The sequence below is a fragment of the Sphingobacterium gobiense genome, assembly GCF_002980575.1.
GTDB lineage: Bacteria > Bacteroidota > Bacteroidia > Sphingobacteriales > Sphingobacteriaceae > Sphingobacterium > Sphingobacterium gobiense.
The window spans coordinates 851216-876676 of the sequence record NZ_PVBS01000002.1; the positions used below are offsets into that span (position 1 = coordinate 851216).

A 25461-nucleotide genomic window follows, 5' to 3' on the forward strand; every position below is an offset into this window, starting at 1 on the left:
AATCATAGACCATGAAGAAACACATTCTTTCTATTTTAATCTTGTTGTGCGTGATAAGTTTTTCCTTGTCGGCAAATACGTATTACATCGCTGTAGATGGGGATGATAACAACGCGGGTTCAATAACCGATCCTTTTGCGACGCTGAACAAGGCGCAAGAACTGGTGCAGCCTGGCGATACGGTATACTTCCGTGGCGGAACCTATAAAATTAATCCCGAGCAGATTATGACCCCCACCAATGGTGTATGGGCACATGTCTTCGATATGAGTAAAAGTGGTGCGAGCGAAAACCAACGCATACATTATTATGGTTACGAAGGCGAGCGCCCTATATTCGATTTATCGGACGTGAAACCTGCCGACCGTCGGGTGATTGTCTTTTACGTCAGTGGATCCAACCTGCACTTCAAGAACTTCGAAGTTATCGGTACGCAGGTGACCATTGTGGGGCATACCCAATCAGAATGTTTTCGGAACGATGGCGGAAATAACAATATTTATGAAAACCTCGCGATGCACGATGGTATGGCGATTGGGTTCTATTTGGTCCGAGGTTCCAATAATTTAGTTTTGAACTGTGATGCCTACAATAACTGGGATTATATCTCCGATGGTGGCCGCGGCGGGAACGTGGACGGTTTCGGAGGCCACCCAACCAACACGACCAGCACAGGCAATGTATTCCGTGGTTGCCGAGCATGGTGGAACAGTGACGATGGGTTCGATCTAATTAGTGCTTATGCCGCCTATACCATTGAGAACTGTTGGGCGTTTTACAACGGCTATAAGCCCGAAACCTTTGAAACTGCAGGAGATGGAACGGGTATAAAGGCTGGTGGTTATGGTATGGGCGAAAATGCCGATGCGCCTTCGGCAATCCCGATGCATATCATCCGGAATAATATTGCTTTTCAAAATCGTAACCAGGGTTTGTACGCCAATCACCATTTAGGTGGCATCCTATGGGAGAACAACACGGGGTATAAGAATCCTTCTAATTTTAATATGCTGACACGGAAGTCCAGAGAAGAGGCCGTGGACGTGGATGGATATGGACACATTATCCGGCACAACTTATCTTACAGCCCGCGTACAGCCGGTCGGCATATCATCAATGTGGACGAAGCGCTGTCTCAAATCAGTAATAATTCCTTCTTACCGGTGAATATGGAAGTAACGGCAGATGACTTTATAAGTCTCGATGAAAGCCAATTGATGTGGGCCAGAAAGGCAGACGGAAGTTTACCGGATATAGATTTTCTAAAATTGAAAACCACGAGTCCGTTTTTCGCGGCAGGAATGGGTTACTTTTACACACCTCTTGGGAGTATCACATCTTACGAATGGATTGACGAGCCGACGATTGTCATCGAACATAATGTGGCACGCGTAGTCGGTACTGGTGCAGGTCGCTTTAACAGTTTTTTTGTTAACGGAACACGGATCCCTTTTAGTACAGGACGAGTCGATTTGACATTATATGAGGGAGAAATCGATCTCCGTGCGGCAAGCGCAAGTGGCGATGTGATCAGATTGAAAACGGTGAAGTAGCGGGAAGAAATATACTAAAAAATGATAATCATGAAACAAACGATAAATATACGCTCCATTATGCTTCTGTTACTTTGTGGTACCATATTATTCTCCTGTAAGAAAGAAAAAGCGATACCCTTACAGGCGCTGGAGCTGGACAAGAATAGTATAGAAATCTTGGAAGGTTACACATCAACGGTAGAGATTACGAGTGGGAATGGGAATTATGCAGTTTCTGAAACCTCCTTGGTTGAGGTAGAGATTACCGGCAATACGATTACCTTTACAGCAACGGAAAATTATGGTGAAGAACGGCTTTTTATCATGGATGAGACAGGAAGAAAAGCAGCGGTGGATATCAAAGTAATTCCAGCAGTACTCAGCGCAGACGATCCCCGTTTTTATTGGGATAGTATGATTGAGCTAGAGCAGGCTAACGGATGGAGTACAACTATTCTGGAAAACAAGGTGGCTATAACCAATATCATTGAAAAAAAGCAATTGGTACTGTCATGGAACGGCGAATTTGCTGTCGGCGTAAAGCCAAGAGCAAACCTTCGAATAATCGATGAGGAGGGCAAGCAGGATGTAGGGTTGACGAAATTGGAAATTCTCACGATTGATAGAAGTAAAAATCTGTGCACGATCGTGTTTTATAAAGAAAAGCAAAAAGGCGAATTAGTGTTTGTATTGCCTTAGATAAGGCAACCCTTTTTACGCTAAGAACTAAAATCACTAAAATTTCATGAAAAATTAACGTACAACAAATTATTTTGTATATTTAGCTTAGAATTACAACTAACTTACTAACTTTTTCATTTGTAAGCGACTTGTCGATGAAAGCTACAGATCAAGATAGACTCCTTTTTAAGAAGCATTATCGTGCTTTATGCTATTTTGCGTGGCAAATGGTGCAGGACGAAGAGACTGCGGAAGATTTGGCGCAAGATGCTTTCGTTGCCTACCTAAATAGCAAAACAAGATTACCCGATGACGAAAATACGATAAAATCTTTTTTGTACACTTCAATAAAACATGCTGTATACAACTTGAGCCGGCACCATAAAGTTGTTCAAAAATTTTGGGAACGTACGGGATTCACCGAGTGGGATGAAATAGATTACGAACACCAGATTATTCGGGCAGAATTTACTTCCGCGATACATGTTGCGTTAGAAAGTCTACCAGAAGGTTGCAGAAAGATCATGACCATGAGTTATGTGGACGGTTACTCCAATGAAGAGATCGCTCAAGAGTTACAGATTAGTATCAATACCATAAAAACACAAAAGCGTCGAGGGCTCACCGTCTTGCGTGAAAAACTGAATTTCAATTACTTCTGGCTGTTTTTGGTTGTGTACAGTATAGGGGTTTAGTATTTCTAAAGAATTGTATTATCTTTCCTTAACCATTAAGTGTCGTTCTTCCTAGTAACGTCGTGCCTCTGCGAAAATCAATTGGTACTGAAAACGTGAATAAAATGGCCTTGTACTTTTATGGACTCGTGTTGTTTTAGTGTCCATGAGCTCCTTTTAGTCGGTTCTGTGTCCATTTTTATGAAGATTATTCCGTTAAAAACAAAATGTGTTTGATCCGCCGGTTGGCGGAGAGTTTCATTTTGTTTAGGAATAAACAAATAAAAATAACAGAAACGTGCTCAGCCTTGACTTTTTTTGCTTCGTTTTTTGTGTCAAGACAAAAAATGAAGATAAATTTTCATTTTCTTGTCACCCCAAATCCAAATTTAGGTTTCTTATACTTAAATTATGGATACTAACCCATACCATATCGCCGATATCATTGCCAAGCGTTTCAAAAACGAGCCGCTCGACAGCCATGAACAGCACCTATTAGATACGTGGGTAAAAGTCCACCCTAAGAATAAAGTGTTGCTTGATGAACTGATGGCAAAAGGTGGAGACATGCAATTAGCGTGGTTGGAGGCGTTAAACGAAGACGCTGCTTGGCACCGTGTGGAGCAGAAGCAACGGAAAAAGCAAAATAATCGGTTTGTTTGGCGTGTGGCAGCGACTATTGCGCTCGTTTGCTCTTTAAGCCTATGCCTATGGTTTTTTAAAACGGACACTAGCAATGAGAGGCAGGTCAATACGCCTGCGCTTGATGTAGATGTGGACGACGTACAGCCAGCAAATTTAGGTGCTAAAATCATTCTTGCCAATGGTAAGGAGGTGAAAGTAGACGATACGCTCAATATAGTTTCGGGATCCTCTATTATGGAGGATGCACTAGGTTTTTCCAACGAAACTGCCGGGCGCGAACTCATTTTTCATAGGTTAATCGTACCAGCGGCAAATTTCTTTAAGATAACCTTATCGGATGGCACAGCAGTGTGGGTCAATGCCGCGAGTGAACTCCGATTTCCGGAAGATTTTGGAGCGGATGAGCGACGTGTATACCTAAAAGGAGAAGCTTATTTTGAAGTCGCAAAAGATACCGAAAAACCCTTCTTTGTAGAGGCAGAAGAAGTGAATATTCGTGTGCTGGGAACGCATTTTAATGTGTCGGCCTATGGGAAAAATGTCAAAACTTCTTTGGCAGAAGGTAGCGTGGAAGTGATTAATGATAAACAATCTGTCATCATTGCGCCCGGACAAAGTGCCGAGTGGAGCAATGGAGATTTAAGGGTGAGGACAACCAACCTAAAAAGGGATCTTGCCTGGAAAAATAATGTGTTCTATTTCAAAAATGACCATATTGTTAATATTGCAAACCAACTGAAACGCTGGTATAATGTAAACGTGTCTGTATCACAGGATGTACCATTACATCATACCTATTCCGGTGAAATTGGCAGGAATGTGAACCTATCAGAAGTATTGACCATGCTCGAATTTGTAAGCGATCTAAAATTTACACTAAACACGAATAAATTATTAATCACAAAACAAAACCAATGATGAGATAAAACTACAACAACAAACGAAACAACGGAATTTAACGAGAAACAGGGATGTTGCAGCACCCCTGTTAAAATCAAGTTAAATAAAGCAATGAACCTACACATTAACTCAATTACTCAAATGTATGAATTACTTCTTATTTGACAAAAGGCGAAAAGAAGCGTGGACGCCGCCTATTGTCTTAATTCTCCGGACAATGAAGATTACAACTTTTCTCCTGCTGGTTTTCATGACCTGTGCCTATGCCGAAGGAACTGCACAGAAAGTATCCCTTTCTCTAAAGAATGCGAAGCTGGAAGATGCTTTTCAGCAGATTAGCAGACAGACAAGCCTGAAATTTTTGTATAATGATGATGTGATAGCCAAATCATCGCGTGTTAACCTTAATGTACGGGAAACGGATGTAAAAGATGTGCTTCATAGGATGTTGCCGGAAGCGAATTATTCTTTTAAGGTTATTGCGGGTACGGTTAGCATACATTATCACGAAACGGTTCCTGTTTTGAAAACCGGCACCGTAAGTAAGCAAAATACGATTAGTGGCCGTGTGACGACTATGAATGGGGAACCTTTAGCCGGTGTATCAATCGGTGTAAAAGGTACATCGCAAGGTACGACCGCGGATGAAGACGGTAACTTTTCGATCAACGTTTCCAGTGGCAGTGTATTGACGTTCCGTTATGTCGGTTACCTTTCAAGAGATATTCCGGTAGGTAATCAGCGTACGTTGAATGTGCAGCTGATGGCAGAAGATCAAGCGATAGAAGAAGTTGTTGTCACCGGGATGGGGCAACGGGTTGATCGTCGTTTGTTTACCGGTGCCACATCGCAAATTTCGGGCGAAGCCGCACAAATTGGCGGACAGATTGACCCGAGCCGAGGGCTGGAAGGTCGCGTAGCCGGGGTTTCGGTACAAAACGTAACGGGGACATTCGGTACGGCTCCAAAAATTCGCGTACGTGGTGCTACATCTATTTACGGTGCCTCAAAACCGTTATGGGTAATCGATGGCGTGATCATTGAAGATGTAGCCGATGTCAATGCAGATGCCCTTTCTTCCGGTGACGCTTTGACGTTGATTAGTTCTGCCGTCGCTGGCTTGAATGCGCACGATATAGAATCTTTCCAGATTCTGAAAGATGGTTCGGCTACCTCTATATATGGTGCCCGTGCGATGGCGGGGGTTATTGTGATTACGACAAAAAGGGGAACCGCTGGTCGTAGTTCCTTAAATTACACCGGCGAATATACTACACGTGCGGTACCACGCTATAGCGAGTTTAATATTATGAATTCGCAGCAGCAGATGTCTGTTTACCAAGATATGTATAATAAAGGTTATATCCGTTTTGCGGATGTATTGACTAACGACAATAGTGGAGTGTATGGTGATCTTTATCGGAAAATCCAGAACAGCGAAATCCCAAATGATCTATTTACGAGTAGACATTACGTTAATGAGTTTCTGCGCGAAGCAGAATACCGGAACACTGATTGGTTCAGCGAATTGTTCCAACCAAGTTTACAGCATAATCATGCTGTGAGTATGTCGTCCGGCACCGAGAAATCGCAATACTATTCTTCCGTGAGTGCCTTGGTAGACCCCGGATGGACAAAGCGCAGTAAAGTTAATCGGTATACAGGTAACTTGAACGCAAATTACAACATTTCAGATAACTTGCGCCTGAATATTATTACGAATGGATCGTATCGTCAGCAACAGGCTCCGGGAACCTTGGGACAAAGTATGGATGTGGTTTTCGGTGAAGTGAAGCGTGATTTCGATATCAATCCCTACGCTTATGCGATGAATACCTCACGCACGCTTGATCCGGAGGTTTTTTACACGCGAAATTATGCACCGTTTAATATTCTGCATGAATTGGATAACAACTATATGGATATTCATGTAGCTGATCTGCGTTTTCAAGGAGACTTGAAATGGAAAGTTATACCCGAATTGGAAGTAGGCGCTTTTGGATCGGTCCGTTATCAGTCGACCACACAGCATCATTATGTGAAAGATCTTTCCAATCAGGCGATGGCTTATCGGGCGGGATTGGACCCTTTGAATACGACTATACGGGATAAAAATCCCTTCTTATATACGGATCCGGATAATCCATATGCGTTGCCTATTTCTGTATTACCAGAAGGGGGCATTTATAACCGCACAGATTATACGATGTTTGAGCAGCTCTTCCGTTTTACGGCACAGTTCAATAAAACCTTTAATCAGGACCATACCGTCAGCGCATTTGCCGGATCAGAGATTACGGCTTCGGACAGAAATAATACGTGGTTCAGAGGGTGGGGATTGCAATATGAATTGGGAGAGAGTCCATTCACAGACTATCGTGTATTCAAAAGAGGACAGGAAGAAAACTCGCCATATTTCCATGTCAACAGGAATAAAGACAATGACCCAACCAGTACGCGCTACAAGCAAGCCGCATTTTTTACAAACTTAACCTATGCGTACGCGGGCAAGTATATTTTGAACGGGACTTTCCGTTATGAAGGGGCCAATAAATTGGGAGAGGCAACCTCAGCGCGGTGGATGCCAAGTTTCAACGTATCTGGAGCATGGAATATGCATGAAGAAAAATTCTTTGAACAGCTCATGCCGACATTATCACACCTTATGCTGAAAGCTTCGTACAGTTTGACGGGGGATCGGGGACCGGCAAATGTGACTAATTCACATGCTGTGTATGCGTCCTATAATCCATGGCGGCCGTCTGCTGGAGATACAGAATCGGGGCTACAGATCTTAGATTTAGCAAACAGTGAGCTGACCTACGAGAAGAAACATGAGCTGAATCTCGGAGCCTCGATTGGCCTTTTAGACAACAGAATTAATATGGAATTCGATTGGTTTAGGCGGAATAACTTCGACTTGATCGGTGTAGTAAACACGCAAGGTCTTGGAGGAATTATTTCAAAAATGGGGAATGTTGCCGATATGAAATCGCACGGCGCGGAATTAAGTTTAACCGGAAATATTTTTCGCGATGGGACGTTTAAATGGACGTCTAATTTGATTTACTCGAACGTAAAGACCAAAGTAACTCGATTGGATACACGTAGCAGAGTGTTTGATCTCATAACTGGTACGGGATTCGCTCTAGAAGGTGGACCGGTGAGAGGCCTACATTCAGTTCCCTTTGTTCGCTTGAACAATGAAGGTTTGCCTGTTTTTCTAGGACCAGATAATGAGGAAACGATTACCGATATTTATTTTCAGGAACGAGATAGAATCGATTATTTAAAATACGAGGGGCCGACAGATCCTATTCATACCGGTGGTTGGGGTAACCAGTTCAACTATAAGAATTTTGGTTTGAACGTATTTTTTACCTATTCCTTTGGTAATGTGGTGCGTTTGAATCCGGTATTCGATCATGAGTACGATGATCTTACATCGTCGACGAAGGAGTTCGCAGACCGTTGGATGGTTCCGGGCGATGAGGTATTTACGAATGTACCGATTATCGCTTCAAAAGGCCAGAACCGTGCATACAGCGATAACTTGGAATTTGCCTACAATACCTACAACTATTCATCGGTACGTGTGGCAAAAGGGGATTTTATCCGCTTAAAAGATGTTTCTTTATCCTACGAATTACCGAAAGAATGGTTAAGTGCATGGAAGGTGAACTCATTGGGCTTGCGGTTTAACGCAACGAATCTCCTTTTGTTGTATGCGGATAAGAAGCTCAACGGACAAGATCCAGAGTTCGTAAATGCCGGTGGTGTGGCCGCGCCAATGGCGAGACAATATACCCTAACCCTCCGCTTGGGATTGTAGTATAAACTTTAAGTTTTAGTGAAATGAAAAGAAAGAATAAAATATATATAGCAGTAGCCCTTTTAGGTGGTCTTGGCTTTTCTTCCTGTGGAAAATTTTTGGAGGAGATGCCGGACAACCGGGCGCAATTGGATACAGAAGAAAAGATCGATAAGATTTTAGTTTCTGCATACCCCGCGACTGCTTATTTAGTGTCGGCGGAATTCTCCTCCGACAATATTGATGATTATGGAGCTACCAATCCGTATAGCGAACGAGATTTAGAACAATTGTTCCGCTGGCTGGATGTGACGGAGGATACAAACGACAGTCCAAAGCAAGTTTGGGAGGCATGTTATTCGGCGATTAGTAGCGCTAATGCTGCCCTGGCGGCTATTGAGGAATTTGGAAATTCGTCAAGTTTGGATGCGCAGCGGGGCGAAGCTCTGGCGGCACGTGCTTACGCTCACTTTATTTTGGTGAACTTGTTCGCACAACATTACCATCCGGACTACGCAGCAAACGATTTAGGAGTGACCTATATGTTGGAGCCGGAGGACGGACTTGACCCTAAATACGAACGTAATACTGTGCAGGAAGTCTATGATTTTATGTTGCGAGATCTGGAAGAAGCATTACCATTAATTGATGATTCTTCATACGGGTCCACACCTAAGTATCATATGAACACTCGGGCAGCTAATGCGTTGGCAGCGAGAATCTGTTTGTATATGCGGGATTGGGAAAAAGCGGTTACTTATGCTACAGTAGCTATTGGTAACAATCCCGTGGCTTTATTACGGGACAATCGAGGAATTGCGGCCAATGCCGTAGGTGAGGTGACGGATCTGGCTATTTATTATAACCGAAGCTCGATAAAGGCAAATTTGATGCTAGGCACTGCAGCGACCAACCATGGTTTATACTTTGGTGCTTTTTACACTGGGGCACGTTTTTCTCACGGGGCGTTAATCAGCAATACGGAGACAATGTTGGCAGAATCACCGTATGGTAAACGCGTTGCCAATGCATATGTTCCCCGGGTTTTTGTTTATGCAGGAACTAATTTGGATAAGCATTTGCTGCCGCGTGTTTCCTATCAGTTCGAGATGCTGGACCCTGCTGCAGGTACCGGCTATCGCCGGGGGGTATATGCTCCTTTTACCACTGAAGAGACGATGTTGGTGCGTGCAGAAGCGCTAATTCATCTGAACCGTTACGATGAAGCTATTGTGGATATGAAACGCTGGGTCGATAATACACTTGCGAGTCCACCGGCCACCTTTACTGTAGCAAGCATTAATGAATGGGCAAATAAGTTGGAATACTTTACCGCTCGGAACCCAACTCCGAAAAAACGTTTGGATCCGGAGATGATTCCTTTTGAAACAGGAACGCAAGAAAACATGCTTCATGCCTTGTTGTTTATCCGTCGGATCGAAACCATGCACATGGGGCTTCGTTGGTTTGATGTGAAGCGCTACGGTATTGAAGTGGAGCGTAGGTTGATTACTTCAGGAAACAATGTTGCCGCAGTCGAGAGCGAATCAAAATTATTGGCAAGAGATAATAGAGCCGCCTTACAGTTGCCTCCTGATGTTATTTCTGCAGGTTTAACCCCTAATCCAAGATAATTATGAATTTCTTTAAGAAAATAAGTGTCCTCTTTTTAGCCGCCGGTGTACTTTTCTCTTGTTCAGAGGAAAAGCTTGACCCGGAAAGTATCTTAGTGGACTTAGATATTGAACAAAACGAACTGGATAGCTATATCCAAAAGCAATTTACTGACGATTATAATATTTCGATTGTATATAAATTTGTCGAGCCGGAATCGGATTATGATTACAATTTAAGTCCGGCGAATTACGAAAGTGCTGTTCGCATTACGAAATTATTGCATTATTTGGGAATTGAACCCTACGATAGAATCGTTGGGAACAAGGATTTTATTCGGGCCTATTTTCCGAAATTGCTTAACTATATTGGTTCCCCGGCATACAGGAACAACGGTACCATGGTGCTAGGCACGGCCGAGGGTGGAGTTAAAATAACCATGTATGCGCTGAACCAACTTACCGAAGAAAGAAGTACGAATGTTGCTTTTCTGAATCGGTATTATTTCCATACGATGCACCACGAGTTTGCACATATTTTGCATCAGAATAAGGATTATCCAGCCTCATTCCGCGAAATCACGGGTTCGGGATATGTGGGAGATTCATGGAATGATATTTATGACGATGAAGGAGCTGCCGCAGAAGGCTTTATATCTGCCTATGCGTCTAAAGAGGCTAATGAGGACTTTGTTGAAACGTATTCTTATTACATCACATTAACTCCAGCACAATGGGAGGAGCGTATCAGTAGTGGAAGTGAAGAAGGCAGGGCGATAATCGAAGAGAAACTGGATATAGTGCGAGCCTATTTCGAAACGGTTTGGAACATCGATTTAAATGTGTTGCGCGATGAGATTTTGCTTAGGCAAGAGGCTTTGCCTGATTTTGATCAATTATCTTTAAACTAGGTTGTTATGAAATTGAAATATAGCATATTTGCATTTTTGCTTCCTGTGTTACTGTTCTCAGGATGTAAGCGCGAAGAGGATCCCATTTTTGATCAAAATGCCTCCTCTAAGATGACTGAAGCGATAGCCCACGCATACGAGGTTTTGCAGGGGAATAGTGAAGGTTGGGTAATGAAATTTTATCCAAGCGACAATCAAGAATTTGGGGGATACACCATTTTTACCAAATTCACATCCAACGCTGAAGTGGTGGTCGCGTCGGATGCTGTGGAAGCACCAGAAATCAGCACTTACGCTGTTGTACACGACTCGGGACCTGTATTAACCTTTAATGGCTATAATAAAGCGATTCACTGGTTTTCAGAACCCGGAATGGATAATGGTGGCGTTTTTACGGATCCAAATGAAGGTATAGGCGCCGATGATACGGGAATGAAAGGAGATTTTGAGTTTATCGTATTGGCGGCGACACCAGATTCAGTTGTACTGAAGGGTAAGAAAAGCGGTACGGAAGTTGTCATGTTTCCTTTAGGTGCTAATGAATTTGAACAACAGGCCTCTTTATATCGTGAAGCCGCTATTCGGTTTAGTCAGTTTGGTGTTTTTAAATTGGAAGATGCTTCTGGGGAAATGTTAGATTTACCTTACTCTTCTCCTATACGCATTTTCCGTAATCCGAAGGATGCTAGCGGTAAGCAAATGTCTTTTCGCGTTGTTCCGGACGGACTGGATTTTTATGAGGAGCAGGAAATGGAAGGCGTAACATTTAAGATCTTAAAATTCGTGGAACCTACGTCTGCTTATCCTTATGGCTATTATACTAATGATAATACGACTTTTAAGATTGTGCCAGACGTGACGCCGTTGAATTTGTGGTTTGTTAGTAAAGAGTGGTATATGGCATATAGTAAAGTTGGTCCGACTGGACGAGCTTATTGGGATAATGCGAGAATGACCCTCGAATCCAATGGTTTGCAGCTGAATGAGTTTAGTATTGGTTCAATCGCAGGCCTTTCTGGCGTTACGTCTTATCTATTAAACAATTATACGATAGGAGGACTGATAACACATAACCTTGTGCCGGTTCCAGGAACAACAGATCAGGTGAGAATCTCGCTTGCTGGATCTATCTATACCTATACGGGGATGACTTTTGGAGTAGCATACTGGAACGCAGGGTTAAATCAGTTTACTACGCCATTCAATAATCGTACTTTTGTGATTACTACTTTGGATGCACTAGATCGACCTAAGTCAATTTTGTTAACGGATACACAGATTGCAACGAATACGTTTGAATTGACGCTGGATGCAATCACAGATCCATTTAATAATTAATTTGTGTTTGTTATAAAAACATAGGGGAGTTAACAAGACTCTCCTATGTTTAATGAACAAATAAAAACATCGCTTACGATGAAAATATTGCTTGGACTAAATATTGCAGCCGCTATTTTTTTAATTCTAAATCAAATATTGTATTTGGTTTCACCGGACAGCTTAATTGTAACAATATTGGGAGTACTGTGGGAACTTGGTATCATACCTATTATAGGTTTTATGTTGATCAGCGTCGTTATGCTATTTGTGAAACTATTAAAAAAAGATTTTTCATTATATGCTCCAGTATTATTATCCGTGGTGTTTAATATTTTTTTACTGTTTATATTGCCGTATCTTATCGAATAGGTTAAAGGCTACCAATTTTGGGGATAATATAATAGGACTTTCCATAATGAATAGAGTGTCCAAAAAGGTCTATAAACGGGAAACGCGTCATCGCGAGGAACGATCCCGAAGCAGGCATCAGGGAGTCGGGATTAAGGTGTTGATGCAGCATTCTCCCACAAAGTACCTACGTCTGTTCTCGCGTTAAGGGATTTGAAATTTCCAATTATGGCATTACGGATACCACAGTCAATCATAATGTAAAATGTTATTAAGCGTATTTCTTAGAGAATCTCCTGTTTTGTACATGTACATAGCGTCTACTGCAATGTAGTTAACGTCTATGTACAGTGACATAATCAACAAGTCAATGTAGTTGTCGGCTATGTCACGTTACATAACGTATTTGTTGCGTGACATAACCAACATGTTACTGTACAAAATAGACTTGTTGCGTGCATGTATTGCAAAGGCACAGTACTTAGCCGAATACTCAGGGAACATACGCGTAATCTATCCTGACAAAATGAACAACGCACCGAACATAGCCGCTTTGTCACGGAACAAAATCTAATTGTCCCGTGCGGGCAGCCACATGTACATGTACATAGCCACAAAGCAACGATTGTTTGCTATTTTCCCGTTCGCCGAAGTGATGTCGTCGTACGACTTGAACAGTGCGTCGGGCAACGAAATGATTTCGTGATACGAGGATGTAGCTAACTCTTACGGGGAAGTGATACCGATGGTCTTCCGCTTAATCTTCCTATACGGGGAAACCATTCTTTCGCGCGCCGAGGTGATACTTCCGTCCTTCGGGGCGGTTTCCCCCTATGCCGACATCATCTCCCCGTATACTGATACTTTTTCGGCATACGGGGACAACGTTTCCCCATGCGCCAAGACGAGTTTGCTGTATGCCGAGATGACTTCTCCGTACGCCGGAGCGCCAAAGAAGGACGGAAGTTGCGTACTTCCATACGCCGAAACGACGTCGGCGCACGACTACGTGATACTTCCATACGCTGAAGCTACACTTCCGTGCGCCGATGTGGCATTTGCATACTTCGTGAAAGATTCGTATTATAGCCTATCAATCGTATTAGCTATGTCATATAGATTTTATTTGCCAAGGAAAGAAGGCAGTTCCCAAACCGGAAAGAAAATTTTAGCTGTCGACATAGGAGGGACCAAAACGAGTTTTGGTGTTTTTGAAGTCAATGGAGATGCGCTTTCCCTTATACGGGAAGAAACGTTCGGATCCCGGTCACTTGGTACATTCGAAGAAATTTTACAAAAGTTTCTTACATCTGATAAATATGCAAGACCTGATGTCCTATCGATCGGCGTGGCGGGACCTGTATTGGAAAATAAAGTAACATTAACTAACCTCTCCTGGGAACTGGATGCTGCGTCTTTAAAAACCGAATTTAATATAGAAAAAGTATCCATTATCAATGATTTAGAAGCTACAGCATATGGTTTAGCTGGATTAAGTGCAGAGGACACGGTGCCCTTGTTTGAAGGTTCAGAAACCATCCTGGGTAATATGGCGGTACTGGCACCGGGAACAGGATTGGGTGAAGCAGGGATGTTTTGGGATGGAGAATACCATCGCCCGTTTGCAACTGAAGGCGGGCATAGTGAATTTGCGCCACGGACGGATCTAGATGTGGAATTATTGAAGTATCTCCAGCAAGAAGATGAAATTATTAGTTGGGAGCATGTCGTATCCGGCCCAGGCATATACAGAATATATAAATTCCTCCGGGATGTTAAAGGCAACAAGGAGCCTGCCTGGCTGCAAGAAAACTTCAAAAACAATGATAACCCAGCAGCTGTAATAAGCCATGCCGCTATGCGGGAGTTAGACGGAACCTGCAGTTCAACAATGGACTTGTTTGTAAGTTATATGGCACGTGAGTCGGCTAGTTTGGTGCTGAAACATAAAGCCGTAGGCGGTTTATGGTTAGGGGGTGGAATTCCACCCAGAATATTCCCATTGCTGAAAGCCGACCTTTTCCGTGAACAGTTTATCCAAAATGCGCATATGACACATCTGTTGGAGAAAGTACCTATCCATGTTATTTTAAATAGTCAGGCCGCATTAGTCGGCGCCGGTTATTATGGCGCTTTTGGTGCTTAGCCCACTTTATTGGCTAATATGCTCAACTCCTGTGCGGCACGACCAGCTATTTCTTTATAGGCATTGGCAACAGGCTCATCCGCATCTAGCAGAATAGGGAAACCATTGTCTCCTGCATCAGCAACAGCTTTTACTAGCGGGATCTCTCCTAAAAAAGGTACATTGTTGTCTTCGGCAAGCCGTTTTCCGCCATCTTTGCCAAATATATAATACTTGTTATCCGGTAATTCGGCTGGCGTAAAATACGCCATGTTTTCCACAATCCCGATAATGGGAATATTGATACCTTCCATATGGAACATCGCCATGCCTTTCATGGTATCAGCTAAAGCAACCTGTTGCGGTGTGGTTACAATGACGGCACCCGAAATAGGATAAGACTGTGCTACGGTAATGTGAATATCGCCTGTTCCGGGAGGCATATCAACAACCAGATAGTCTAATTCTCCCCAATGTGCATCGCCAAAGAGCTGTTTGATAGCCGATGTGGCCATGGGCCCACGCCAAGGAATAGGCTGATTAGGGTCGGTAAAAAAGCCGATGGACAACAACTTCAACCCGAATTTTTCTACTGGTGCTATTTTTTGTTTACCGGAAATTTGTATCGATTCAGGACGTGTACCTTCCAAGCCGAACATAATCGGTAGCGAAGGCCCATAAATATCAGCATCTAATAAACCTGTTTTCGCACCGCTTTCCGCTAAGGCTAATGCCAAGTTACTTGCCACAGTTGATTTGCCCACACCGCCTTTGCCTGACGAGACCAAAATAATGTTTTTAATGCCATCCAATTGAGCCGCGTCTACTCCCGTTACCTTGGACGTCATATGGATATCCACTGCTATCTCTTTGCTTATAAAAAGACCAATGGCATTTCGGCAGGCATGTTCAATATGCCCCTTCAAAGGGCAGGCAGGGGTCGTCAATACCACGTCAAACTTAATCTTACCCGGCAAAATCTCTATATTTTGGATCATGTTCAACGTCACTAAATCTTTTTTTAGATCTGGCTCTTCTACGTGACTTAACGCATGTAATACTTGTTCTTTTGTAATCATGACAATGATTTGTTACCGTACAAATTTACGCATTGCGAAAGACAATCCTGTCATAGGTTTGTTGTTAAGCTAAATTGTCAAGTTAAGTGTATTTTATTATCTTCGTCCATGAGCGCCGACCGAGGCTAACGACATGGGAAAAGCTAAATATATTTTTCTTCTTTTACTGCCCTTTCTTATACTTTGTGAAGATACCTGCGCACAGCGTACGATTGCAATGCCGCAGATTATAAATTACTCCAGTAAAACATACCAAGGCGGAATACAAAACTGGGACGTAGCACAGGATAACCAAGGTGTCATGTATTTCGGCAACAATGAAGGATTGCTATCCTTCGATGGGCAATATTGGCATATTTATCCCTTGCCGAATGCTACGATCATGCGTTCGGTATGTTTTGACGGAAATGAAAGAATTTATGTAGGCGGACAAGATGAAATAGGATATTTCGAAGCCGATGAGAATGGTAGCTTGGTTTACAATTCCTTAGTGGATAAAATCCCCGCGAAGGAAAGACAATTTGCCGATGTATGGCACATCGCTGCAGCAGGGGAACATGTCTTTTTTCAAGCTAATAATCATATTTTTCATTACTATCAAGGCAAGATTAATGTTGATCGGCCACACAGCAGTTGGCAATATCTGACATCCGTTGGGAGCAGGTTATATGCGCAGGATATGGAAATCGGGCTTCTGCATTATGAAGATGGTGTTTGGAAACCGGTCGCCAAAGAAAATTCCCTAAAAAAAGGGTCGATCATTACGGGTATAGTACCATTCGGGGTTGATACCTTATTGGTTGCGACGATGAAAGACGGTCTTTTTTACTTAGCAAATGGTCATTTTTTTCCGAAGGCAACGCCAATGGACTCCCGATTCTTAACAAACCGAATTTCAAGTATCCGATTTTTGGGAAATGATCTGTTTGCCCTCAGCATGTATCCTGGTGGCATGTTAATCATGGATAAAAGTGGAGCGGTCGTTCAGCGCTATAGTTACGGAGAGGGTTTGCAGACGAATAATATCCGCGATATATTTAAAGACAGAGATGGCAATCTATGGTTAGCTTTGGATGATGGAATAGACTATATCGCGATCAACAGTGCCGTAAAATATATTTATCCCGATCAACATACAAAGTTGGGTACATATAGTGTCCGTATTTTCAACCATAAGCTGTATCTCGGAACGTCCAATGGTTTGTATGTAACACCTTATAAAGGCAACGGCTTGGAAAACATAGGAATGTCAGCGGCACGGTTTGAAAAGGTGCCTCATAGTGATGGGCAGATATGGTCTATCCAAGAGGTAAACGGACGGTTGTTGATTGGACATGAAGAGGGGAGTTTTGAAGTGAGAGATGGTGATGTAAAACCTATCCATACAAACACAGGAATTTGGACGTATCAAGCGGCTTCCCGGGTTTCCCCATCTTCGAACGTTGTGGTCGGTTCCTATTTGGGACTACGACATCTCTTATTCGACGGTCAGCATTTTGTGGATAATGGACATATAGACGGTTCAGACGAATCTTTAAGATTCGTGTATTATGATGATAAAAACCACGTGGTATGGGTATCACACCCATATCGAGGCGTTTTTAAGTTATCCTTATCACCAGACTTTAAGAAAATCATTCGACAGAAACGATATGATGTTGCGGAAGGATTACCCGCTATACTGCACAATCATGTTTTTCATATTCGAAATGATATACTTGTTTCGACATCAAAAGGTGTATATATATACGATGCCGGACACGATGCTTTTATACCAGCACAACAGTATCAGGCGCTTGTTGATATGCCCATTCAGTACATGATGGAGGATAAGATGGGAAATGTATGGTTTGCCAGCAATAAGAGACTAGGCGTACTAGACTTTTCCCAGCCACTAGCAGAATCTCCGTATACGGTTTCTTATTTTCCGGAATTGAACGGAGAAATATTGGGAGGGTTTGAATCGGTCTATGTGCATGACGCAGAAAATGTGTTTATAAGTGGACAAAAGGGGGGAATTTTACTTAACTATAAAGCCTATCAGGAACGTGCATCTAAACCTAATATGCTGCTCCGTACGGTCAAAGCGTTTGATAGCGATAAGAAGGAGGAACTGTTGTTTGGGGGATATCGGTATCAAGAGATTTCACGTAAAAAACTGCAGTATGCCTTTAATTCCCTTCAGTTTAACTTTAGTTCAACCATGTACGATCAACAGGATCAAGTAGAGTTCAGTTATATGTTGAAGGGGCTAGAGACAAAATGGTCAGCATGGAGCAACAGGAGTGAAAAAGAGTACACCAATCTGCCGGCAGGGACGTACGTTTTTAGCGTGAAATCCCGAAATGGGATGGGGAATGAATCAGAGGAACAGACATTTTCCTTTCGTGTTGCACCACCGTGGTATGCGCATCCGGTAAGCTATATATTGTACGGTGTGTTGTTCCTCGTATTTATTTTCTGGCTTTTGGGGATACAACGTAAGAAGCTAAAAGAAAGGCACCGGGATGAGCTTCATATACGACAATTGGAAATTGAGAAGAAAGAGAAAGAGGTTATCAAACTCCGTAATGAAAACCTCGAAGCAGAACTTGGATTCAAGGACAAAGAGTTGGCAAATTTAACCATGAATATCATACAGCGGGGTGAGGTGCTGAGTAAGATCAAAGACAATATTAACCAAACGATGAACCGCCTGGAAGATAAAGACGCGCAACAAAACTTTAAACAACTGATTCGACTTATCCGGTCTGCGGAACGAACAAATGACGATTGGGAAAAATTTAATGCACATATCCACCATGCTAACGAAAATTTCTTCCTAAGGCTTAAACAGCAACATCCTGATCTCACCACAAATGAATTGAAATTATGCGCCTTGCTACGGATGAATCTCCTCTCCAAAGAAATTGCACAGCTTATGCATGTTACGGTCAAGGCTGTCGAAGTGAGTCGCTACCGCTTGCGGAAAAAATTGAAAATCGATTCCGAAGTAAACCTATATGACTATTTGATGCAGTACGCCAGAAGTGACGCGTGATATATCCGGCTAAATTATCGATTCTTTTCTATAAGTAGTTGGTAGATAGTCTGTTGATTTTCGTGTGTAGGGTTTTTGTAGGGGTGTTTATTCCTTTTTTACGTACAAAACAACTTTTTGTAGTGGTAATTGTAGTCACGAAAAAAATATACTTTATCGATTACAGCGCTACTTTTGAACCATATTCTTTGCAACCACAGAGAATCGGAGTGAACCAAAATTTTATAAACCATGTTAAATGATTTCAGCTTATGAGAATTAGAATTTTACATGCATGTTTGCTGCTGTGTGTGTACTTTTCCCTAACGGAACTTACTGCGCAAACACGGCAAGTACGGGGACGGGTGACGTCCGCGACCAACCAAGAACCTTTGGCAGGAGTTACAGTCGCTGTCCGCGGAAGTTCAGTAGCCACAAGTACAGATGCTTCCGGATCCTATGTTATGGAAGTACCTGTTGAAGGAGCCACATTAATATTTAGGCAAGTGGGTATGTATGCGCTCGAAGTAAAAGTAGCTGCAGGGGAAACGTATAACGTACAGATGCAGGAAAATCGGGATGAACTCGAAGAAGTCGTTGTAGTAGGATACGGAACGCAAAAAAAGAGCGTTGTTACAGGCGCGATCAGCAGTGTGAAAGCCAGTGATCTCGAGACAATGCCTGTTACCCGTATTGAACAGTCCCTGCAAGGAAGAACTTCGGGTTTGACTATCGCTGCTAATTCGGGACAACCGGGCTCAGCAGCTACCATCCGTGTTCGGGGTATTACGACCTTCGGTAATAATAATCCGTTGTGGGTAGTTGACGGCGTTGTCGTCGATGCTGGGGGGATCAGTTACCTTAATCAATCGGATATCGAATCTATTGAAGTACTGAAAGACGCGTCTTCACAGGCGATTTATGGTGCACGGGCAGCCGCGGGCGTTATCTTGGTAACAACTAAGAAAGGTGCTATAGGTACCCCTAGAATTAATTACAATACCTTTTTAGGTACCTCGGCACCGGCACGAAAACTAAGTTTATTGAATGCCGCCGAATATGCTACGCTACGCAACGAGTCGGCGATAGCAGCAGGGGGAACGCCTAGATTCAGTGATCCACTATCATTGGGCGAAGGCACAGACTGGCAAGAACAAATTTTCAATAATAGCGCTTTTCGGCAGAATCATGAATTGAGTGTAAGCGGTGGAAATGATGTATCTACGTTTTATAGCTCCTTTGGCTACCTGTCTCAAGAAGGGATTGTAGCTTCAGAAATTTCGAACTATAAGCGGGTAAACATTCGTCTAAACTCGGAGCACAAAATTGCAAAATGGCTGACTTTAGGACAGAACCTGGGTTATTCCCATGAGCGAAGCCAAGGAATCGGAAATACCAACAGTGAATATGGTGGTCCCCTTTCGTCGGCTATCAACCTTGATCCCGTTACGCCCGTCATAGAAACCGATCCAGATGTCTTAAATGATACGGATAGGCCGTATCTTACAGAAGCGGTGCCAAGAGATGCATTCGGTAACCCCTACGGAATATCTACCCTGGTATTGCAGGAATTGACAAACCCGCTGGCGTATATGCAAACCCGATTGGGCAACCATGGGTGGTCGGATAATATTGTTGGGAATGTATATGGAGAAATCAGCCCCTTGGAAGGGTTGAAAATACGGTCTGCATTGGGTTCGAAGCTATCATTCTGGGGCGACGAGAACTTTACACCCGTTCATTACCTGAATAGCCTAGTCAAAAGAGATGAAAATAGTTTTGGTCGTGCGAACCATAGGGGTTTCGATTGGAATTTGGAAAATACGATTTCCTATACCCGTGATATCGAAGGACATAATTTTACCGTATTGCTAGGGCAGGGAGCGTATTATGACAATCGGGCTAGAGGCCTTTATGTAACCTATTTCGGTCTGCCAGTCAATAATTATGAAGATGCGTCTCTCAATTACAACCTACCGTCCGACCAACGGGAGGCAACGGGATACGAAGATGTTGGACATACGGTATCATCTTTATTTGCCCGTATCAATTATAACTACAGAGAAAAGTACTTGTTGGAGGGACTGGTGCGTCGTGATGGATCTTCACGCTTTGGGTCCAATAATAAATATGGTGTTTTTCCTTCCTTTTCATTGGGATGGGTCGCCAGTCGGGAAGATTTTCTAGCCGGCAATCCTTATATCAATATGTTGAAGATTAGGGGAGGCTACGGTGTAGTGGGTATAGATAACATCGGTGATTTTGCCTATCTTTCAACAGTCAGCGGCGGAAGAAATTACACTATTGGTACAGGCGACATGCCGACCATAGGCTATAGCCCAAATGCACCCTCCAATCCAGACTTGCGATGGGAGCAAACAAGCCAAGCGAATATCGGATTGGAGGCGACTGTCCTCAAAAAGTTCAGTGTGACCTTTGACTGGTATAAAAAGGTGACTACCGGTATTTTACAGAATCCCCGTATTCCATTTTATGTAGGCGCTATTGGAAATCCCGCTGCAAATGTAGCGGATATGGAAAACACAGGTGTGGAATTGGAACTGGGGTATAACGATAAGATAGGGGAGGTTCAATTTTCGCTGAACGGAAATGTGTCTTATTTAAAAAATAAGGTAACCGATATAGGCGCAGGCGTAAGCTTTTTAAGCGGGGAGCGGTTTCAGGCATCCAGTTATGAGATTACGCGAACTATTGTCGGCCAAGCCTATAATTCCTTTTATGGCTTCCAAACTGCTGGGATATTTCAAAACGAAGCCGAAGTTGATGCATATACTAACAGTGAAGGCAATTTGATCCAACCCAATGCACGTCCGGGTGATTTTAGATGGGAAGATATCAATGGCGATGGTGTTATCAATGAGAATGATCGCACTTTTATCGGCGATCCGACACCCAACTGGTCGTTCGGTTTCACATTAAACCTGGCATGGAAAAATTTAGATGCTGTAATTTTCGGGCAAGGTGTTGCAGGAAACAAAGTTTTTCAAGGTTTACGCCGATTGGACGTGAACAACGCCAACTATTCAAAGCGTGCTTTAGGTCGCTGGACAGGGGAGGGATCTTCCGCTGATTTTCCACGCCTAACGGATGCAGATAATAACAACAATTTCACGAATCCATCCGATTTCTATTTGGAGGATGGTAGTTATTTCCGTTTTAAAACGGTGCAGTTGGGTTATACCTTGCCAACGGATTGGACACAGCGTATCAAATTGCAAAAGGCAAGGATATATGTCATGGCGGAAAACTTGCTGACCTTTACCCGGTACTCCGGTTTTGACCCGGAAATCGGTGGCGACGTCATGAGTATTGACCGGGGTATTTATCCACAAGCACGGTCGTTTATGTTTGGGCTTAATGTTGCATTTTAAATAACGTTACAATGAAACGATATATCAAAGTATTTACCGCCATAGCAAGTCTTTCTTTTCTCGGTCTGCAATCCTGTTCAGACAGCTTTTTAGAATTGAAACCGCGTGGAACGGATTTGGAGGAGAATTATTATAAAAACAGGCAGGAAGCCTACAATGGTTTGGTGGCCATCTACGATGTGGTAGGATATCAGGCGTCCAACTACACCACAAAAATATTAACCACGTCGGCAGCTTCTGACGACCACTATGCAGGGGGAGGAGGTTCATCTGATCTTCCACATCTTCAGGCGTGGTCGAATTATTCGCTTACGCCGGCGGTAGGGCCGCAGGAAGATCTTTGGCAACGAAATTATATGGGCATTATGCGTGCCAATGTGTTGTTGCAAAAATTACCAGATATTCCGATGGACGAACAGGAAAAAGCGAGGTTCACGGCTGAATCGAAAGCATTGAGAGCTTATTTTTATTTCGATCTCATTCGCTATTTCCGTAATATCCCGTTAATCGAAGTGCCGTTAGCAGGAGATGAGATATATCAGGTAACGCAAGCCAATCCTGCCGATGTATATGCATTGATGGAGAAAGACTTGAATGAAGCGATACCTGATCTCCCATCAACCGTCTCGCGTGAGAAAGAAGCAGGAAGGTTTTCTCAAGGTACGGCTAAGGCCATTTTGGGAAAAGTATATCTGCAGCAGGAAAAATTTACCCAAGCCGCAGCGGAACTTGCCGACGTGAACGGAACACCCGGCCAAAGTAGCCAATATGGCTACCGGCTATTGGACAATTATCGAGACATCTTCCAAGTTGAGAATAAATTCAATACCGAATCTATCCTAGAAATTTCATTTACCAATACGTCCGTCGGGATTTGGGATTGTATCCAATGTACCGAAGGGAACATCCTGAACATCATGGCAGGTCCACGTAGTTACGGACAAGGCGCAGGAGCGCCGGATTATGTGGCCGGCTGGGGGTTTTTACCGATAACACAAAATTTGGCAGATGTGATGCGGAATGATCCGCGATACCCCTATACGATCATTGATATGAACCAACTGGTAGCGGAAGGAAAGGCATCTTATACGCCGGGTTACATGGATACGGGCTATTTTCTAGAAAAATATGCCGGTAGGGAATCTAATCGTTGGACTGGTGCGGGCACATATGAACTCAATTTTCCACAAAACATTTTGGAAATCCGATTGGCAGATACCTATCTGCTTGAAGCGGAAGCCTTAGTAAGAGGAGGAGGCGATGCCACGCGAGCGGCGGCGCTCTTAAATGCGGTGCGCGCTCGGGTGGGACTAGCTGCTATATCAGCTACTTTCGAAAACATCAAACGTGAACGTAGATTGGAACTAGCGGGTGAAGGACATCGTTGGTTTGATCTTATACGTTGGGGAGATGCTCCGACAGTACTCGGAGACCGAGGCTTTGTCGCGGGTAAACACGAGGTATTGCCTATTCCGTTGTTGGAGTTGGATAATACCCTATTGGAACAAAATAAAGAATACGGTGGAACAAAATAAGAAATGATATCATGATAATCGATTATAAAGTATTAACGAAAGTGAAAATCTGGAGTGCTTTGCTCCTGCTGTTCTTCGTGCAATCCTGTCAGATTGAAGGTGATAACTTATCGCTGAGTGGTTTACCACAGCCCGATTTTGATGCTGAGGAGATAGGCCCAGGACGTATTAAACTGATAAATAAAACCAGCACACCAACCATTGCGAGATGGACGGTGATGAGTAGCGGACAGAAACTGGAAGGAGATGTGGTGGAGATTAATTTAATTTTTGAAGGCTCGTATGACGTGAAGTTAGATGTGGCAGGACAAGGAGGGATGGCGAGTGTCACCAAAACAGTATCGGTCTCTGCGGACGATCCACAGGCGTGCAGCGATGATAAATTACTAGGCTTTCTAGCTAGTTGTACACAGAAAACATGGAGACTAAATCCAGAAGCAGGGGCGTTTAAGGTAGGGCCAGGGCCAGATAATGGTGAATGGTGGAGCAGTAGTATGGCAGATATCGCTACCAGATCTTGTGAATTTAATGATGAATTTACCTTTTCTTTTAATGCCGAAGGCACATTTGTTTATGACAATAAAGGTGATTTTTTTGCCGATGGCTACCTTGGGAATAAAACGGCAGGTTGCGAGCCTGCCAGCAATCTGAAAGGAGAGCAGCTACTTTGGAATTCTGGAACATTTCAGTTCGGTGTCGTAGAAGGAACAGGTATAAAGAAATTAGGGCAGCTTCGCTTAATGGGCAAAGGCGCACATATCGGTGTAAAGAAAGCGCACAACGGCGGCGAAACAGATACAGGTCCTGTAAGGGATTATGTATTATACGATATTTTGGATATGCAGAAAGATGTGAACGGACAGGGGTACGACTTATTGAAAATTGGGGTCAATATCGGAGGCGATGGTTGGTGGACATTTACATTAAGATCCTTTAAGTGATATGATAATTTGAAACAATCCTTTGATTAAATTAAAATGAAAAAAAATATGAATTTTTGGCTAATACCTTTTGCAGTCCTGTTGTCGTGTTCTGAAAAGTCGTACGTGAACAATATCGTGATTCCCGAACCTCCAGCACCAAAGGAATATGAGTTTTCGAGTACACCGTCTTGGGCCGACGAGTTTGATTACGAAGGGCTTCCAGATACGGATAAATGGAGCTACGATATAGGAGGGAGCGGCTGGGGAAATAATGAGTTACAATATTATACAGAAGCGCGTTCGGAAAATGTGCAAGTAGCAGATGGCCTATTGACGATCACCGCCCGTAAAGAAGCTTACGAAGGTAGCGGATATACGTCCACGCGCTTGATAAGCAAAGGAAAGGGTGATTTTCTCTATGGCCGATTTGAAGTGAAAGCCAAAGTGCCGCAGGGCCGTGGAACTTGGCCGGCAGCATGGATGTTACCTACTGAGTGGACCTATGGGGATTGGCCGGCATCGGGCGAGATTGACATTCTGGAGCACGTAGGATATGATCAAGACGTCGTGCATATCAGCGTGCATACGGAAGCTTATAACCATTCCATCGGCACACAGAAGACGGCTTTTAAGAAGATACAAAATGCGACGACCGAGTTTCATATCTTCCGAGTGGATTGGACGCCAACCTATATCCGCGGTTTTGTAGATGATGTCCAATTATTTAACTTCCCCAACGAAGGGACTGGGTATGGAGCTTGGCCTTTTGATCAGAAGTTCCATTGGCTGTTGAATCTAGCTGTTGGTGGCGACTGGGGCGGGCAGCAGGGCATCGACGATGAAGCGTTCCCTGCTCGATATCAGGTTGATTATGTACGCGTTTACGATTTGCTGAATCCATAAGGGAAGAGGATATATACTTTTCAGAAAAAATACCCTATTTTTAGAAC

The 25461-nt window shown here is 43.3% G+C and carries 15 protein-coding genes; 14 read left to right on the forward strand and 1 reads right to left on the reverse strand.

The genetic code is table 11. The features are described 5' to 3' along the window. Positions 1 to 11: 11 nt before the first annotated feature. The 9 genes from C5749_RS12295 to glk all read left to right on the forward strand — a co-directional run bounded on the left by C5749_RS12295 (position 12) and on the right by glk (position 14584). On the forward strand, positions 12 to 1553 hold the full coding sequence (locus C5749_RS12295; protein WP_105726442.1) for a right-handed parallel beta-helix repeat-containing protein: 1542 nt from the start codon (positions 12 to 14) through the stop codon (positions 1551 to 1553). Between the two features lie 30 nt (positions 1554 to 1583). After that, the gene (locus C5749_RS12300; protein WP_105726443.1) at positions 1584 to 2234 is read left to right on the forward strand and encodes a hypothetical protein; all 651 of its coding nucleotides are present in this window, start codon (positions 1584 to 1586) and stop codon (positions 2232 to 2234) included. A gap of 137 nt (positions 2235 to 2371) precedes the next feature. Then, positions 2372 to 2911, forward strand: a complete 540-nt coding sequence (locus C5749_RS12305) for an RNA polymerase sigma-70 factor (RefSeq protein ID WP_105726445.1) — start codon at positions 2372 to 2374, stop codon at positions 2909 to 2911. Between the two features lie 390 nt (positions 2912 to 3301). Continuing rightward, complete coding sequence (locus tag C5749_RS12310) at positions 3302 to 4453, forward strand: FecR family protein (protein ID WP_105726447.1); 1152 nt, start codon at positions 3302 to 3304, stop codon at positions 4451 to 4453. Positions 4454 to 4580: 127 nt separating this feature from the next. Continuing rightward, entirely contained in the window at positions 4581 to 8267 is a 3687-nt protein-coding gene (locus C5749_RS12315) for a SusC/RagA family TonB-linked outer membrane protein (protein ID WP_219847976.1), read from the forward strand. Between the two features lie 23 nt (positions 8268 to 8290). Beyond that, the gene (locus C5749_RS12320; protein WP_105726449.1) at positions 8291 to 9880 is read left to right on the forward strand and encodes a RagB/SusD family nutrient uptake outer membrane protein; all 1590 of its coding nucleotides are present in this window, start codon (positions 8291 to 8293) and stop codon (positions 9878 to 9880) included. Between the two features lie 2 nt (positions 9881 to 9882). After that, a complete protein-coding gene (locus tag C5749_RS12325; protein WP_105726451.1) occupies positions 9883 to 10770 on the forward strand; it encodes a zinc-binding metallopeptidase in 888 nt (295 codons plus the stop codon). Positions 10771 to 10776: 6 nt separating this feature from the next. Next, entirely contained in the window at positions 10777 to 12108 is a 1332-nt protein-coding gene (locus C5749_RS12330; protein WP_105726453.1) for a DUF4302 domain-containing protein, read from the forward strand. Positions 12109 to 13183: 1075 nt separating this feature from the next. Then, positions 13184 to 14584 (forward strand): glucokinase, encoded by a 1401-nt coding sequence (gene glk, locus C5749_RS12340; RefSeq protein WP_245893759.1) that lies wholly within the window; start codon positions 13184 to 13186, stop codon positions 14582 to 14584. Here the strand turns inward: glk and C5749_RS12345 are convergent. Continuing rightward, on the reverse strand, positions 14581 to 15642 hold the full coding sequence (locus C5749_RS12345; RefSeq protein ID WP_105726456.1) for an Mrp/NBP35 family ATP-binding protein: 1062 nt from the start codon (positions 15640 to 15642) through the stop codon (positions 14581 to 14583). The two genes, glk and C5749_RS12345, sit on opposite strands and share 4 nt — an antisense overlap. Positions 15643 to 15775: 133 nt before the next feature. On the opposite strand from C5749_RS12345, the gene C5749_RS12350 reads away from it, so the two are divergent. From C5749_RS12350 to C5749_RS12370, 5 genes are all read left to right on the forward strand, one after another. After that, positions 15776 to 18682 carry a two-component regulator propeller domain-containing protein gene (locus tag C5749_RS12350; RefSeq protein WP_105726458.1) on the forward strand — a complete coding sequence of 969 codons (2907 nt, stop codon included), beginning with the start codon at positions 15776 to 15778 and terminating at the stop codon, positions 18680 to 18682. A 251-nt stretch (positions 18683 to 18933) separates the two neighbouring features. Continuing rightward, positions 18934 to 22053 carry a SusC/RagA family TonB-linked outer membrane protein gene (locus C5749_RS12355; RefSeq protein ID WP_105726460.1) on the forward strand — a complete coding sequence of 1040 codons (3120 nt, stop codon included), beginning with the start codon at positions 18934 to 18936 and terminating at the stop codon, positions 22051 to 22053. A gap of 11 nt (positions 22054 to 22064) precedes the next feature. Then, the gene (locus C5749_RS12360) at positions 22065 to 23588 is read left to right on the forward strand and encodes a RagB/SusD family nutrient uptake outer membrane protein (protein WP_105726462.1); all 1524 of its coding nucleotides are present in this window, start codon (positions 22065 to 22067) and stop codon (positions 23586 to 23588) included. A gap of 11 nt (positions 23589 to 23599) precedes the next feature. Then, positions 23600 to 24529, forward strand: a complete 930-nt coding sequence (locus tag C5749_RS12365) for a hypothetical protein (protein ID WP_105726464.1) — start codon at positions 23600 to 23602, stop codon at positions 24527 to 24529. A 48-nt stretch (positions 24530 to 24577) separates the two neighbouring features. Next, positions 24578 to 25414, forward strand: coding sequence for a glycoside hydrolase family 16 protein (locus tag C5749_RS12370; RefSeq protein ID WP_245893761.1), 837 nt, complete (start codon positions 24578 to 24580; stop codon positions 25412 to 25414). The last annotated feature ends 47 nt before the right edge of the window (positions 25415 to 25461 follow it).

Bases quoted from the DNA above. Each gene is read 5' to 3' on its own strand.
- C5749_RS12295 (WP_105726442.1), top strand. From the start codon at position 12: ATGAAGAAACACATTCTTTCTATTTTAATCTTGTTGTGCGTGATAAGT.
- C5749_RS12300 (WP_105726443.1), top strand. From the start codon at position 1,584: ATGAAACAAACGATAAATATACGCTCCATTATGCTTCTGTTACTTTGT.
- C5749_RS12305 (WP_105726445.1), top strand. From the start codon at position 2,372: ATGAAAGCTACAGATCAAGATAGACTCCTTTTTAAGAAGCATTATCGT.
- C5749_RS12310 (WP_105726447.1), top strand. From the start codon at position 3,302: ATGGATACTAACCCATACCATATCGCCGATATCATTGCCAAGCGTTTC.
- C5749_RS12315 (WP_219847976.1), top strand. From the start codon at position 4,581: ATGAATTACTTCTTATTTGACAAAAGGCGAAAAGAAGCGTGGACGCCG.
- C5749_RS12320 (WP_105726449.1), top strand. From the start codon at position 8,291: ATGAAAAGAAAGAATAAAATATATATAGCAGTAGCCCTTTTAGGTGGT.
- C5749_RS12325 (WP_105726451.1), top strand. From the start codon at position 9,883: ATGAATTTCTTTAAGAAAATAAGTGTCCTCTTTTTAGCCGCCGGTGTA.
- C5749_RS12330 (WP_105726453.1), top strand. From the start codon at position 10,777: ATGAAATTGAAATATAGCATATTTGCATTTTTGCTTCCTGTGTTACTG.
- glk (WP_245893759.1), top strand. From the start codon at position 13,184: ATGGTCTTCCGCTTAATCTTCCTATACGGGGAAACCATTCTTTCGCGC.
- C5749_RS12345 (WP_105726456.1), bottom strand. From the start codon at position 15,642: ATGATTACAAAAGAACAAGTATTACATGCGTTAAGTCACGTAGAAGAG.
- C5749_RS12350 (WP_105726458.1), top strand. From the start codon at position 15,776: ATGGGAAAAGCTAAATATATTTTTCTTCTTTTACTGCCCTTTCTTATA.
- C5749_RS12355 (WP_105726460.1), top strand. From the start codon at position 18,934: ATGAGAATTAGAATTTTACATGCATGTTTGCTGCTGTGTGTGTACTTT.
- C5749_RS12360 (WP_105726462.1), top strand. From the start codon at position 22,065: ATGAAACGATATATCAAAGTATTTACCGCCATAGCAAGTCTTTCTTTT.
- C5749_RS12365 (WP_105726464.1), top strand. From the start codon at position 23,600: ATGATAATCGATTATAAAGTATTAACGAAAGTGAAAATCTGGAGTGCT.
- C5749_RS12370 (WP_245893761.1), top strand. From the start codon at position 24,578: ATGAATTTTTGGCTAATACCTTTTGCAGTCCTGTTGTCGTGTTCTGAA.